This is a genomic window from Streptomyces sp. NPDC020801 (assembly GCF_044334385.1).
GTDB lineage: Bacteria > Actinomycetota > Actinomycetes > Streptomycetales > Streptomycetaceae > Streptomyces.
Genome location: NZ_JBIRST010000019.1, coordinates 21,016 through 35,081 on the forward strand (window position 1 = coordinate 21,016; position 14,066 = coordinate 35,081).

General features: G+C 69.3%; 12 protein-coding genes. 7 read left to right on the forward strand and 5 right to left on the reverse strand.

Annotated features, from left to right (window positions below):
* Complete coding sequence (locus ACH4UM_RS31190; RefSeq protein WP_398186565.1) at nt 1-1,776, reverse strand: serine/threonine-protein kinase; 1,776 nt, start codon at nt 1,774-1,776, stop codon at nt 1-3.
* A gap of 485 nt (nt 1,777-2,261) precedes the next feature.
* On the opposite strand from ACH4UM_RS31190, the gene ACH4UM_RS31195 reads away from it, so the two are divergent.
* Both ACH4UM_RS31195 and ACH4UM_RS31200 read left to right on the forward strand, forming a co-directional pair.
* Complete coding sequence (locus ACH4UM_RS31195) at nt 2,262-2,642, forward strand: hypothetical protein (RefSeq protein ID WP_398186567.1); 381 nt, start codon at nt 2,262-2,264, stop codon at nt 2,640-2,642.
* Nucleotides 2,643-4,064: 1,422 nt separating this feature from the next.
* The gene (locus ACH4UM_RS31200; protein ID WP_398186569.1) at nt 4,065-4,985 is read left to right on the forward strand and encodes a DUF2690 domain-containing protein; all 921 of its coding nucleotides are present in this window, start codon (nt 4,065-4,067) and stop codon (nt 4,983-4,985) included.
* Here ACH4UM_RS31200 and ACH4UM_RS31205 read toward each other — a convergent pair.
* Complete coding sequence (locus ACH4UM_RS31205) at nt 4,957-5,364, reverse strand: peptidoglycan-binding protein (protein WP_398186571.1); 408 nt, start codon at nt 5,362-5,364, stop codon at nt 4,957-4,959. The genes ACH4UM_RS31200 and ACH4UM_RS31205 overlap by 29 nt on opposite strands.
* 242 nt (nt 5,365-5,606) lie before the next feature.
* Here ACH4UM_RS31205 and ACH4UM_RS31210 point away from each other — a divergent pair, with 242 nt between their 5' ends.
* The 4 genes from ACH4UM_RS31210 to ACH4UM_RS31225 all read left to right on the forward strand — a co-directional run bounded on the left by ACH4UM_RS31210 (nt 5,607) and on the right by ACH4UM_RS31225 (nt 9,789).
* Nucleotides 5,607-6,497 (forward strand): DUF2690 domain-containing protein, encoded by an 891-nt coding sequence (locus tag ACH4UM_RS31210; RefSeq protein ID WP_398186574.1) that lies wholly within the window; start codon nt 5,607-5,609, stop codon nt 6,495-6,497.
* Between the two features lie 168 nt (nt 6,498-6,665).
* Nucleotides 6,666-7,274 (forward strand): peptidase inhibitor family I36 protein, encoded by a 609-nt coding sequence (locus ACH4UM_RS31215; protein WP_398186576.1) that lies wholly within the window; start codon nt 6,666-6,668, stop codon nt 7,272-7,274.
* A gap of 123 nt (nt 7,275-7,397) precedes the next feature.
* Nucleotides 7,398-7,790, forward strand: coding sequence for a hypothetical protein (locus ACH4UM_RS31220; RefSeq protein ID WP_398186579.1), 393 nt, complete (start codon nt 7,398-7,400; stop codon nt 7,788-7,790).
* A gap of 157 nt (nt 7,791-7,947) precedes the next feature.
* Nucleotides 7,948-9,789, forward strand: coding sequence for a hypothetical protein (locus tag ACH4UM_RS31225; protein WP_398186582.1), 1,842 nt, complete (start codon nt 7,948-7,950; stop codon nt 9,787-9,789).
* Between the two features lie 166 nt (nt 9,790-9,955).
* Here the strand turns inward: ACH4UM_RS31225 and ACH4UM_RS31230 are convergent, their stop codons facing one another.
* Together ACH4UM_RS31230 and ACH4UM_RS31235 are read right to left on the reverse strand one after the other, a co-directional pair.
* Nucleotides 9,956-11,332 (reverse strand): S8 family serine peptidase, encoded by a 1,377-nt coding sequence (locus ACH4UM_RS31230; RefSeq protein ID WP_398186585.1) that lies wholly within the window; start codon nt 11,330-11,332, stop codon nt 9,956-9,958.
* Between the two features lie 270 nt (nt 11,333-11,602).
* Nucleotides 11,603-12,517 (reverse strand): MBL fold metallo-hydrolase, encoded by a 915-nt coding sequence (locus ACH4UM_RS31235; protein ID WP_398186588.1) that lies wholly within the window; start codon nt 12,515-12,517, stop codon nt 11,603-11,605.
* Nucleotides 12,518-12,618: 101 nt separating this feature from the next.
* Between ACH4UM_RS31235 and ACH4UM_RS31240 the strand changes: the two genes are divergently transcribed.
* Nucleotides 12,619-13,548 (forward strand): AraC family transcriptional regulator, encoded by a 930-nt coding sequence (locus ACH4UM_RS31240; RefSeq protein ID WP_398186591.1) that lies wholly within the window; start codon nt 12,619-12,621, stop codon nt 13,546-13,548.
* Nucleotides 13,549-13,636: 88 nt separating this feature from the next.
* Here the strand turns inward: ACH4UM_RS31240 and ACH4UM_RS31245 are convergent, their stop codons facing one another.
* Nucleotides 13,637-14,044 carry an Imm49 family immunity protein gene (locus ACH4UM_RS31245; RefSeq protein WP_398186872.1) on the reverse strand — a complete coding sequence of 136 codons (408 nt, stop codon included), beginning with the start codon at nt 14,042-14,044 and terminating at the stop codon, nt 13,637-13,639.
* Between the last annotated feature and the right edge of the window lie 22 nt (nt 14,045-14,066).

Consider the following 14,066-nt stretch of genomic DNA (forward strand, 5'->3'; position numbering starts at 1 on the left):
TCACCCCTCGGCCGGCACCACTTTGGTCACCTTGCCCTGTGTGTCGGCCTCCACATAGCCGCTCTGCTGGTAGTCGTCGCTCAGGTAGACCGCCATCCCGGCCGGCGTATGGAAGATGGTGTCCGGCTGGCGCACGAGCAGGTAGCGCAACGTCGGCTTCTTGACGTTCAGCTGTTCGTGCGCCCGCCGGAGCAGCGTGGGAACGGCGTCCCAGCGGAAGTCCTTCAGGCTCACCGGCTGTTCGCCTCCGGACAGCGAACCGCTGATGATGTCCTTCTCCACGCCGCTGCCGACGCGGTAGGTGTAGCTGTCGTACCGGGTCCGGCTGCCCTTGACCATGACCGAGGCCGAGACGTGGTCGGGATAGACGGAGAAGTCACCGAAGGTGTCGCGACCCGTCTTCTTCTCGATGGCCTCGATGGCGGACCGAATGCCGTCGGGGGTGAGGAGATCGGTGGTCTGCTGGGAGGTCCTCGGGTGAGCCGGATCCGACGTCGTATCGGTGGGCCCGGCGGAGTCCTGGGAGGTGGCGTGCCCGGCGCCGGGGGACACGGTGCGCGTGTTGCCCGGGGTCGCGGCGGCACCGCTGTCGCCACTTCCGGGCCACACGGCCCAGATCAGTCCGCCGGTCACCATCGCCGCCAGGGCACCCAAGGCCGGGGTGGGGCGGCCGGAGCGCCCCGACCGCCCCGAGCGCGAACGGGCTCCGGGGCCATTGGCGTGTTCCCTCGTGTCCGCCGCACCGACGGGTACGGCGTCCTGCCGTACCGGTGCCCAGGACTTGTGGGCATCCTGCCGTGCCGATGTCCACGGCCCGGCAGTGGCCTGTGGTGTGTGGGGCGGGCGTTGGCCGGACTGCTCCGTGTCCGGTATCGGTGCCGGCGCCGGCCTTCTCGGATCCGCGAGAGGGTAGGAGGTCGGCTCAGGGGCATGGTGGGCTTCCGCCACCCCGGCCAGCATGCGGTCCACTGTTTCGGCGTCCGGGCGCGCCGCGGGATCCCGGACCAGGACACTGGTCAGCATCGGGGTCAACGGGCCGGCCTTCACGGGGGGTGGCACGTCGTCGTGGAGCACGGCGGCAAGGGTGGCCAGTGTGGTTCCCCGGCGCAGTGGGTGATGGCCCTCGACAGCGGTGTAGATCATCATTGCCAGCGACCACAGGTCCGCCGCAGGACCACCCTGGTTGCCCGCGACACGCTCGGGCGCCATGTAGTCGGGCGTGCCGATCAGGGAACCCGTGGCCGTCAGCGTTGGCGCCTCCTGGACAGCGGCGATCCCGAAGTCCGTGAGCACGGGCCGGCCGTCCTTGCGCAGGAGTACGTTGGCCGGCTTCACGTCCCGGTGCTCGACGCCCGCGTCGTGCGCCGCGCGCAGGGCGGCGAGCACGCCACGCCCGATTCGGGCGGTCTCCACGGGAGTCATCGCGCCCCGGTCCAGCCGGTCGGCAAGGGAGCCGCCGTCGACGAACTCCATGACGATCCACGGGTAGGTACCGTCTCCGCCATCCACAATGTGGTGGATCGTCACGACGTTCGGGTGGTCCACCCGGGCCAGAGCACGGGCCTCACGCAGTACCCGCTCGCGCAACGTCCGCGCACCCTCTGGGGCGTACTCCGCGTGGTCGGCACCTGAAAGTCGCACTTCCTTCACCGCCACGCGACGGTCCAGCAGCAGGTCGCGAGCACGCCACACCGTGCCCATGCCGCCGCCTCCGAGCCGGACTTCCAGTTCGAAGCGCCCGTCGACGACCCGTCTGTCGTTCTCCCCCTCGTTCATGGTGGGGAGAATAGACGGTGTCCGAAGCCGATCGCGCCACGGGCGGCCTCCGCCCCTTGAGCGCCCGGCCAAGGAGCCGACGTTGCCGGTGCCGGTGCCGGTGCCGGTGGCCGGGTGGACGGATTGGTGCGTCGCGGCTGCAGCGGGTCCTCTGATTGGAGGCCCGCCCGTCGTTACGGAAGCCGTTGGGCCGGTTGGGGGAGCCGGGGCTGCGGACTCGTCAAGGGTGTCATGAACGTCAATTGTCTTTCCGCTGGTGAGGATGCGGCCGGAGCAGGGAGGCGGCCGCGGCCGGGGCTCCTTCCCGTATGGATGGCCTCCACAAGGGAGCGTTACGGATATGTCAGCATTTCGTAATGTGGAGCCGTCTGTTGCTCTGCCGGCTGCGAGGAGGGCCACAGTGGCGGATCTCGGCACTGGACCGAGAACGGATGGCACACCGACTCCGCTCGGGGCGGTGTGCACGAACGTGAGAGGACAGGTTCATGTCTGTTTCTCGTACCACGGCCCGTCTGATGGCCGTCTGTGTGGCATCGGGGGCCCTCGTCGCAGCGGCCGCCATGCCGGCCCTCGCCGACGGAGGCGGCCATGACCACGACGGGCGGACGTACGCGCGCAGCTACCATGCGCACGGCGTCGGCAGCGGCAACGACGGCCGCCGTGACGGGGGTCGGAACCGCGGCTGGTACCGCGACCGCGACCGTGACCGCTTCGGTGACTGGGACCGGTACCTGGGCTGGTACCACGACCGTGACCGTGACCGCTTCGGTGACTGGGACCGGAACCGTGACCGGGACCGGGACTGGCACCGCGGCGGGTATGGCGACCGGCACCGGTATGACGATGACCATCGCGGCCGCCGCTAGCCCGCCGCAGCGGGCGCGCCGGTGAGGTGGCAGTTCGACCCCACCGCGGGCTCCTGACGGCATGGCCGGCACGGACATCGCATACCGGCGGAGGCCGGGGACCGTTTGTGCGGTCATCGGCCTCCGGCCGCCCTCGGGCCGTCTCGGGTGTACGCAGCTTCCCCCGGCTCTCCGGTACCTGCCCGGCTCGGGCAGCCGAGCCGAGGCCATCCCGGACCTCATCGGGCGGATCAGTCCGCGGCCAGAACCTCGTGGGCTGCTCGGCCCACCGGGCGGCGCAGTGCGCTGCCGTAGATGGTGAGGACACCGGGGGTGAAGCGGGCCATCATCCCGCCGAGTGACCAGGGTTCGGCCGACCTGTCCGTTTCCAGGTAGCCGGTGGGCGTCAGTGGGCAGCGTCACGTTCGCGGAAACCCGCGAGGCCAAGGCGAGTTGGGGCCTGGGACGAAGGGCGTTGCCGGCCACGGGGCGGGCCTTCGGTGTCGACTTCCGCGCGGTGTCCACGAGCCGTGAATGCAGAACGCCCGAAAACCTGGCCAGTCGGCGTCAGATTTCGTCACCACGAAGGTGACCGTGCGAGGCTGGTCCCAGGTGGATCCCACCGCATCTCTGCCCAGGAAGCCGGCGGAGTCTTCAGTGACCTCTCCGGCCGGCAACGCACCGACACCGGAGCCGCGTTGTTCGCCCGGCCTGGACTCCACCACCAGCTCCTGGACATCGCGGTGTCGGCGGAGTGATCAGCAAACGCCCCCCGACATCACAAGCCGAGTTCAGTACCGCTCAATCACCCAATGAGATGGCCTGTTATAGGAGCTGTCTGTGATTCCCGGTTCTGAGTAGCCTGGCGCCCTGCGCTGACGAGGTGTCCGACGGCACCGGACGGGCCGCAGTGAGGATCCACCGCGGCTGCGGCGTACGGCTGAAGCCGGACGCCTGGCCCAGTGCGAAGTTCCGTCACCGCCCCCACCTCAGGGGAGGGGCCGGTCACGATGGCGTTCTGCGACGCGTCCGCGACCCCACCCAGCAGTGGCGCGTCTTCTTCGCGGACAACCCCCTTGGGGCACCCTCGGGGTGGTACGACCTTTGGCAGAACGCGGCGAGCGGACTCTGCCTGTCGACGCCCGGCGTGGCAAACGGCACCCTCCTGCAAACGACGCCCTGCGATCCCTCCGACCAGTACGACAGGTGGCGTCAACAGTAGTCACCGCCCACGTCGGGCCAGGCGTACTCGCGGCCCCGACAACAGCCCACGCCGCGTATCGAAGAGTGGCCGCCCGGTAGCCGGGGGTCGGAAGGCATGCCGCTCATGCCCCGCCCCCCGCTTACGAGCCAATCCTCGGCGACCGAGCGGACACTCCCAGTACGGCCGTGGCACACTCGCCCTTGTCCGCGGGCCAGGCCCACGGCGGGGGAGGGATGCTGATGAGCCGGTGGCGACCGCTGCCCGGTGATCTTCCACCTGCGGTTCGGCGGCTGGTCGAAGAGCTCAGGACGAACAAGGATCATTCGAAGCTCACCCTGACGTCGCTCGCCGGCAAGACCGCGTACAGCAGGTCGTCCTGGCACCGTTACCTCAATGGGCGGGCCCTGTCGCCGTGGGCGGCCGTCGAAGCGCTGGGCAGGTTCGCCCGTGCGGACCGGGAGTTCCTGCGTGTGCTGTGGGAGTCCGCCTCGAGTGCCTGGGAGACAGGAGCCCCTGCCGGGCCCGCCGCTCCGAGGGAGGATGTTCCGACGACAGGGGAGGCGGCGGGCCAGGAGCCGTCGAACCCAGAGCCTCGATTTCCGCCCCACGCGGCGCGGCGGGCCCTCTCGTGGAGGCTGACCGTGGGTGCCGTGGCGGTGGCCTGCATCCTCTTGGCGGTCATGCTGCTCCTACGGCCCTGGAATCATGGCGCAGACGACGGGGATGTGCCCTCGGGAGCACCCGAAGGCGCGCCGGCGTGGCCGTGGGCGTTGAACCCCTCGGGGGAGCTGTCGACGGGGGCAGCCTGCAAGGACCGTTCCTGTCAGGGCCAGGACCCGTACCGGGAGGGGTGCGACCGCGACAGCTCCACGATCCATGCGCTGAGCGGGCTCGGCCGTACCCTGCGCCTCGAGTACAGTCCGGCCTGCCGGGCCGCGTGGGCCGAGGTCGATCCCGCACGTGGTACCGCGCGCCTCCTGGTGGCCGCTGCAGGGGCCACGACGCAGGCCGCCACTCCTGGTGCCTTCCGGACGGCCATGGTGGCGGCGGATCAGCACCGGGCCAGAGCCTGCGTGGTGATAGCCGGTCAGCAGTTCGGCGTGACTGAGCACGACAGCTGGTTCGGACCGGTCAGTGGCGACAGCACAGGGTCAGGGTGACCTTGTCGGTCCTCAGGGCGTGAAAGCGGCCGCCGTCGTAGGCCTCGTACACACCGCCGCTCCCACGGCGCAGCGGCAGATAGCGCGCCTCACCTCGGTATACCGTCCACGGTGGCATGCGGACGAGTCGCCGGCCGGCGAACCCGAACGTCACCGGGCCCACGATGCCGTCTGCCGACAGACCGTGGTTGCTCTGCCACACCCGGGTGGCCTCGGCAGTCGCCTTGTCGTACGTGCAGTCGACACGGGAGCGGGGCAGGTAGCCGTCGGCCCACAGCACCGACTGCCAAAGTCCCACCAGGTCGCTGCGTGGGGTCTGGGCCCCGACGAGCCGCGGCTCGTCCCGCCAGTCGTCCGCCAGGGCTCCCCGTCCCTCCACATAGGGAGGCGGAGGCGACGGTACGGGTGGGGTGGCAGCGGATGCCGCGCTCAACGTGAACACCGTTACCGCCGTGACCGCCCCTCTGGCCATACCGGTCCGCCCCATGTGCAATTTCGTACCGGAACGGAGGCGGGCTCGCTGTGCGTTGGCCTGAAAATCCCCTCACATCGACCTGTCCGTAGTAGGGGTGGCCAAAAGGGGCGTATGCAGCACTGCGGTGACGGGCTTGAGATGTCTCCATGACCGACTGGAAGCCTTTGCCGCACTCCCTCCATTCTGATGTACGCCAACTGATCGAGCAGTTGCGCGAGTACAAGGACCGCAGCGGACTGAGCCTGTCCTCCTTGGCCGAGCGCACCCTGCACAGCAAGTCGTCCTGGGAGCGCTATCTCAACGGCAAGGCGTTGCCACCTCAGCAGGCCGTCGAATCCCTGGGCAGCCTCGTGCACGCCGAGCCGGCCCGGCTGGTCGCCCTGTGGGACCTCGCCGACCGGGCCTGGAGCGGGCGCCATGTCTCGGAGACGTCTCCACGAAGGCCCCTCCGCGCCGTCCCGGCCGTCACACCCGGCGAACGTGTCCGGACGCCACGCCGTCGTCGCGTCTTCGTTGTCACGGCCACCGCGGTGGCCGCCCTGACCGCCGGCGTCACCGCCATGTGGTGGAATCCGGCCGGCGTCCGGCCGCACACTTCTGCGCACCCGGTGGCAACGGCCTCCGCGGAGTCCGGAGCACTCGACACCCGCTGCTTCCAGGAGAGCTGCACCGGCAAGGATCCCAAGAGCACGGGCTGCGCGGGAGACGCCTGGACCGCCGCGATGACGAGGATCCGGGGCGTCTACGTGGAGCTGCGGTACAGCGACTCCTGCAGGGCGGCATGGGCACGCATCAGCTGGGGAGGCCCCGGCGACATCGCCAAAGTCGTGGCGGACAACGGTGCCTCCTACCAGGAGCGGGTTCACTATGACACCGACGTCTACAGTGCCATGGTCGCCTCCGGAGCTCCGTCGGAGGCCAGGGCCTGCACCCTTCTCACCTCGGGTTCGCATGACTGTACGAAGCCGGGAGGTTCCGTACATCTGACCGAGCCGCCTCCGCCGATCACCTCCTCCGCCTCCACCACCACTCCCTGACCGGCCGTCGCCGTCCCGTCCCGGTGTCGGCGCCACCCTCGTCCCAGCAGGTCGGAGGCGGGACGTCCCACCCTGTCCCGACCCGGCCGCCGGATCTGGCCCAGCTCTGGCCGGCCGGCGCAGGCTGCTGCCGCAAGGGATCGTCCACCCAGACCACAAGGAGAGACTGTGTCCCAGCGCTTACGCGTCGCCCAGCTCGCCGGAGCCGCCCTCCTCAGCGCCGGCGTCATGGTGGCCGCGCCCGCCACCACTTCGGCGGCCTCCACCGGAACCACCGCGACCGCCGCCTTCCGGCACCAGGCCGCCGGAGCCGGACTGACCAATGCGCAGATGAACGTGCTCCAGCGCCAGGTGGATGCCTACCTGGCGTCCGAGGGCGGAAATCAGATCGCGGCCAACGAGGTGGCCTTCGGCCACGGTTCGTCGACGCTGTTCGTCATCCCGGGCGAGACATACGCGCGTGAGCTGGCCCAGAGCCCGTCCGAAGCCGCGGCCACGGCGATGGCCGGTGCGCCGTCCTCGTGTCCGAAGGGGGACTTCTGCGCGTACACGGGGGTGAACTACACCGGCAAGCTCCAGAAGATGGGCCCCTGTGACTACTACAAGCTCCAGGGAAGCGGCTGGAACGGCCCCGGATCCTGGTACAACAACCAGTCGGACGGCATCCAGGCGGAGATGTACGACAAGTACGGCTACTGGGTCTACACCACTCCGCCGGCGCCCAGCCACGACACTCACGGCAACTGGGCAAAGATCTGGTACATCCAGAACTGCTGACCGGATCCTCCTCGCGAGCGCCGACCGCGGCCGTGCCGGCCGGTCGGCGCTCCCTGGATCAGCGCGTCACATCCTTGGACGTCAATTGCCCGAAAGGCGAACGCGATGCACACCGGAGCGCACTTGGGTACCGCAGCCCGCAGGCTGATCGGGCTGATCTCGGCCGGAGCAGCCCTGAGCGCCACCGCGCTGGCGCTTGCTCCGCCCGCAACGGCCGGTACCGGCCACGGCTGTCCCGGGCTGCGCCTGTGCTTCTACAAGACGGAGGCCGACTGGACCCTGGAACACCCCACGGTCGCGTATCACGAGATCACCAGGGACCCGCAGGACCTCGGCCCGCAAGCGTACGGCTCCTACGCGGTGTACAGCGCGCTCGGCGATGTGCGGGCCATCCTCACCCTGCGGGACTCCGCGGACGGCCGACTCCACGGCATCTGTGTCTCCCCGGGGGAGACACGCGTCCTGCACCCGGAGACGGTGACCACCGTTCACATCGACGAGAAACCAGGGTGCTGAGGCCGAAGGGCCGGGCCAGCCGCACTCGGATCCGCGGGTGATCAACCCCCTCCATGGGCAGAGAAGGGGTGCTCGCTCGGCTTCGCTGCAGCAGAGGGGGACTCAAGTGGCGGAGGACGATGACCCACCGGCCGGGTGGGACGCGGGAGAGCGTTGCATGTGGGAGGCGTATCGCCGGGGCGACTGGTGCGAGGCCGTGCCGGAGGTGCGCGGGGACGCCGTGCGCAGACTGCTGCTGTCCGCGCCGTCCCCGTACCCCGGTCACCTGGCCCGGCTCCGGCTGCGGGGCGTTCGCATACGGGGGCAGCTGGATCTGTCCGAGGCCGCCGTGCAGGGGGCCGTGCGTCTGCAGCGGTGCCGCTTCGATGCGGCCCCCTGCCTGGAGGGCGGGCAGTTCGAGGCGGTTGAACTCGACGAGTGCCGGCTCCCCGGTCTGCAAGCGCGCAGTGCCCGCGTCGCCCAGGAGTTCAAAGCGACCCGCTGCACCGTCAACGGCACCCTGGACCTGCGCTCCCTCAGCGTCGGCACGCATCTGTTGTTCCAGAGCACAACGGTCCGCCCCGTGCCGGGAGAAGCCGGAATCGATGCCCAGTCCGTCGCCGTGGACGAGTCCCTGTGGGCAACGGGCCTGGACTGCGCAGGCCCCGTCCACCTGAACAACGCCCGCGTGCAGGACGCCCTCGTGCTGCGGGGAGCAACGATCAGCGGTCTCAGGGGCAATCTTCAGATGTCCGAGATCACGGTCGGTGGCGGCCTGTATCTGGGGCACGGCTTCTCCTGCACCGGAACGGTCAACCTCTGCGGGGCCTCGATCGGGGCATCGGTGGAGTTGTGCGACGCCACCCTCACCGGTCCGGGGCTCGACGCGGGCCGCTACGCCCTCCATCTGGGCTGTGCGCGGATCGGGGGCGACATCCAGGCCGAACGGGGACTCGTCGTGCACGGCCCGATCACCCTCGCGGACACGTCCGTACGTGGCAGCGTCGTGCTCAAAGGCGCCCGGCTGAGCTTCCGTTCGGGTACAGCCCTCACGGCGGCCCGCACGCACATCGGAGGCGATCTCGACTGCCGGGGCGGGCTGACGGCACACGGCACCATCGACCTGTGTGACGCCCGCGTGGGCGGGTCGGTCCTCTTCGAAGCCGCTGAACTGACCGGCCCTGACAGCGGCAGGGCCGTACTGAGGGCCAACGGCGTCGACGTCGGCGGCGTAGTGAACCTCTGCGACGGCTTCACCGCCCACGGCAGGATCCACCTCGGCAGCGCCACCATCCGGAGCACCCTGTGCCTCGCCGGCGCGCTCCTGGACACGGCCGCCGGCGAGAAGGCCCTCGTCTGCCGTGGTACGACGGCGGCCGTACTGTCTCTTCAGCCCCGTGATGCACCCCGGGGCATCGTCGATCTCAGCCGTACCAGGGTGGGGCTGCTGCAGGACGAGCCCACGGCCTGGCCCGCCTCCCTCGTCGTGGAGGGAACCGTCTACGACACCCTTCGCCCCGCCCTGCCCGCCGCGGAGCGTCTTCCCTGGCTCGGGCGGGACCCGGACGGCTTCACACCACAGCCGTACGAGCAACTGGCCTCGGTCTACCGGCAGCACGGCCGGGACGCCGACGCACGGACCGTCCTGGTCGCCAAGCAGCGCCGCATGCGGTCGACTCTGGCGCTGCCGGCCCGGCTGTGGGGTTTCCTGCAGGACGTCACCGTCGGCTACGGGTATCGCCCGATGCGGGCCGTATGGCTTCTGGTCTGCCTCCTGGCCATCGGCTCCACGCTCTTCAGGGACTGGCCCCCCACACCCGTGGGCGGCGGTCCCTATCCCCGCTTCCAGCCGGTCATTTACACCCTTGATCTGCTGCTGCCGCTTGTCGACCTCGGCCAGGAAAGGACGTACGGGCCGTCCGGAGCCATGCAGTGGGTGGCGATCATCTTCATCGGGACCGGCTGGCTGTTGGCGACCACCGTCGCGGCTGGAGCAGGCCGCGTCCTCCGCCGAACCTGAACGTTCCGGGGCCTCCTGTTGATGCTCGCTGATTCGATACCAGCGGGCTGTTCAGGAGGCCCCGGCCTTTGTGTTCCGCGACCATCCGGTCGGGTCCGTCGTCCGGTGCCCGTCCTCGAGAATCGGGAAGGCATCGGTTGCTCACCGTGTGACCGGCCGGCAGGGCTCAGAAGGCTCCGGTGCCCTTGGGCGTGCCGAGCCCGGTCGGGCCGTCGTAGCCAGGGCCTGCCTTGCACAGGTAACTGCCGGCGCAGGAGCCGTTGCTGCCGGAGGTCACGTCGTTGAGTGCCGGGGTATGGCTGTACGGGTAGGAGCCGTGCACGGTTGATGCGGTATTGCCGGCGAGCGCGTAGACGCTGGCGATGATCGGGGAGGCGACGCTGGTGCCGCCCACCTGGATCCAGCCGTCGGCTCCCTTGACCAGGCCGAGGGAGAGCAACGTATCGCACAGACTTGTGTGGCCGCAGTTGTTGTAGGTGTCGTAGGTGGCCACTCCGGTGTACGGGTCGGCGACTGCGGACACATCCGAGACCGTTCGCCGGCTGCAGGCGGGGTCGTGCTGCCATGCGGGTCTTGGCTCGTAGGCCGAGCAGCCCGAACCTGCGCCGCTCCACGCCGTTTCACTCCAGCCGCGGGCGTTGGTCGCTTTGTGCAGCGTTGTTCCGCCGACCGCGGTGACGTACGGGGAAGAGGCCGGCCAGGACACACCGTAGCCGGAATCCCCGGAACTGACGGCGATGGCGACACGGGGGTGGTTGAGGTGAACGTCGTAGGAGGTCACCGTATCGTCCTCCGGCGCACCCCAGCTGTTGGAGACGGATGCCACACCGGGGGTGGCGGCCGCTTGGTCTTCGGCTTTCATCAGGTCGGTGGTGTAGGCCGAATTGGCTTCGACCAGCAGGATGTGACAGTCGGGGCAGGCGGCGGAGACCATGTCGAGATCAAGGCTGATCTCTTCCGCCCAGCCGTAGTCGCCCGACGGAAGGGGTGAGGTCTTCCCGTTCTGGTTCACCTTGCGGAAACACCCGTTGGCCGTGGTGCACGGCGGAAGGCCATAGGATCGGCGGTAGACCGCCAGGTCGGCCTCGGCGGTCGGATCGTCATACGCATCGACGATGGCCACCGTGCGCCCCGAGCCGGAGGTGCCGGTCAGTCGGTATGCCGACCGCAGGTCGGACGGCGTGTAGCCGGCGCCGGTCGGAGTGCCGCTGACCGTCGGCGAATACTGCCCTGCGGCGGTACGGTGCGCAATCATGAGACCGTAACAGCCGACTGTGCCGGGCGAGTTCGGATGCGCACACCCGAACTCCATTACTTCCTTGGAGGTTGGCGACCCGGTCGGTGCCAGGACCGCAGGACTCTTGGCGCGGTTCGAAACGGCAGGCAGCGGGTGGGCGGAGGCGACGCCGCCGCTCATCAAGGTCGTGGCGAACAAGGTGAGCAGCGTTGAGATGATTGTCGCCCCGCGCCGCGTCGGACGTTTTCGTGAACGTTGCCTCGGCAGGCACCGAAGCGGTGACCGTCCAGTGGATTCTTGGTGCATCACGCCTCTTGTTGAATCCGAGATCGCAGTGAATGTATCCGAAGTCGAGAAGGCGTCAGATCAGAAATGGACCGCTTCGCCGACAGAGAAAAACCTCATTGGCGAAGCGGTCCATGTTTCTTCCTTCCGGCGCACCGGAAGAGTGTGCGTTCGACCTGTTCCTTCTGCTGCGCTCATGGTGCGGCAGAAGATGGTGTATCCGGTACAGCAACACGTTTCTCTCACCCGTACGGTGCACGGTGCTCAATTGCCGTCAGGGACTGATGCTCTCTATTCCGGGCCGGTGGTTGCCCATGGACCGAGGGTGAACCCACCGCTCTCCCGGCGGACTTCCATGGCACCCGCACCACCGAAGTGCGCAGGGACGACCAGCTCCCGTTCATCGGCGGCCCGTTGGAGAATCCGACGGCGACTGGCCACCGCTTGCTCCGGGACCAGGCAGAAGCAGCTGTTGCAGGAGGGCTGGAGGATCTGCACCGGGCTGTGCAGAAGATCCCCGACGAAAACCGCCCGGTCGCTCCCGGATGCGAGCCGCAGCACGCTCGAGCCGGGAGTGTGGCCGGGCGCGGACTCCAGGGTGAGGTGCTCGTCGATGCGGTGGAGGCCATCCCACCGCACGGCCTGTCCGGCCCGGTGGATGGGGGCGATGCTGTCTTCGTAGATCAGGCGGTCGTCCTCCCGCAGGCCGTTCCCATACGCGTTGTCCGGACCGAAATGGAAGTCGTCGGCGGCCGGAATGAGGTATTGGGCGTTGGGGAACGTCGGTACCCACTGCCCGTCCGCGTCGACGGTGTTCCAGCCGACGTGATCGCCGTGGAGGTGGGTGTTGACGACGATGTCGACATCCTGCGGGTGGACTCCGGCCGCTGCCAAGGGGCCGAGGAAATCACCCTGCCAGTGGTGAAACTGCGGTGAGCCCGGTCGCTCGCGCCCGTTGCCCACCCCTGTGTCGATCAGGACGGTCCGCCCTCCGCTGCGCAGCACCCAGGTCTGCAGGGCGACCACCGCCCGGTCGCTGTCCGGCTCCCAGTGGTCCGGCGACAGCCAGTCCTCGTTGTCCTTCCATACGTCGGCAGCAGCCTCGGGAACCAGGCCGGAGGCAGACACGAACGGGCCCTGCCACTCGACGACCCGGATGACCTCGGCATCCCCCAGCACGATGCTCTGCACACTCTCGTTCGTCATGCGCTCGACCTTAAGGAAGGCCGGACGATGCTCTCAATGCGTACTCGGCTCATCCGAATACGTATCCGTCTCACTCCTGATGTGAGAGATAACCTGCGTGGATGGATGTGGTGAGCGACGCGATCTCTGCCGTGCGCCTTGGACACCCCTCGTCCAACCGGGTGCGGGTGGGTGGGAGTTGGTGCGCACGGCTGGACCCGTACGACGGCGCGGGCTTCCACGTCGTCCTGGAGGGCGGCTGCTGGCTGCTGCCCGACGGCGGCGCCCCGGTCTCCCTCGGCGTGGGTGACGCGGTGCTGCTGCCCCATGGCACGGGCCATGTGATCGCCCATGCCCAAGTCGATGCGGCGGCTGTGGAGAAGGCGGTGCCGTTGGAGCAATGGCTTACGGGGACAGGCCCGCGAACCCGGTCCGATCACGGCGAGGTGGAGATGTTGTGCGGCAAGTACCGGCTCGACCGCAGCCGCGTACACCCGCTCATGGCGGAACTGCCCAAGGTCGTCCACCTTCCCAACCGAGTGGGCAGCCACCTCGAACTGCGCGCCGCGATCGACCTGCTCGCCGGTGAACTGGACGCGAGGCGGCCCGGCTCCTGCATCGCGCTCCCGAGCCTGCTCGACCTCCTCCTCGTCTACATGATCCGCTCCTGGATGACCGAGGCCACCAGCGGAGCCTGGCCCGGCGTACTGGGCGATCCGGTGACGGCCGCCGCCCTGCGGGCGCTGCACTCGAACCCGGCCGCCCCATGGACCAACGACCGCCTGGCCGCGGAGGCGGGCGTCTCCCGTCCCACCCTGGCGCGCCGGTTCACCACCCTGGTGGGCCGCCCTCCGATGGCATACCTCACCTGGTGGCGCCTGACCCTTGCCGCCATCCAGCTCCGCGACACCCCGGACACCCTGGCCGCCATCGCCCGCCGAGTCGGCTACGGCAGCCCGTACGCACTCTCACACGCCTTCGACAGGGAGTTCGGTACCACACCGGGGCGGTATCGAGCGGAGGCCGCGGGTCGGTCACCGGCCGTCCGATAGCGGCCGCCCAGGTGGCACTGCAGGCGAAACGGGTCCAAGAGGAGTGAGACCGCTGGGCAGACCGGGCGCACGCCAACGGCTGCTGAACCTACCGTGCATGCCAGTGGCCCAGGTCATTGGTTCCGGCCTCCGCCGCTTGCCGAAGCGCCTGCGTGTCACCCAGCAGGCCGTGCGGCAGGTGGCCGGAGCGGACGCCCAGTCCCCATCCGTGCACCTGGACGGCGAGGGTGGCCAGGGCAAGGGCGCCGAGCGGCAGCGGGGTCCTGGGGGCGGAATCGGATCCCACGCCCTCCCGGTGCTCGATGAGCCGGGCCACGAGAGGCTGCCCGAAAGCGCGTTGGTCGTCGTCGAGGGGTACGCGCAGGAGATGCTGGTCCGGTGTCAGGGGGCCGGCCGCGTCCAGGTGCCGGGCCGCATCGGCGCGCTCGTCGGCATCCGGCTTGCGCAGGGGCACGGTGGGCCGGTCGCGGGGCAGGCCCCCGTCCGCCGGCGTCAGGTATCAGCAGTCGTCCTCTCGT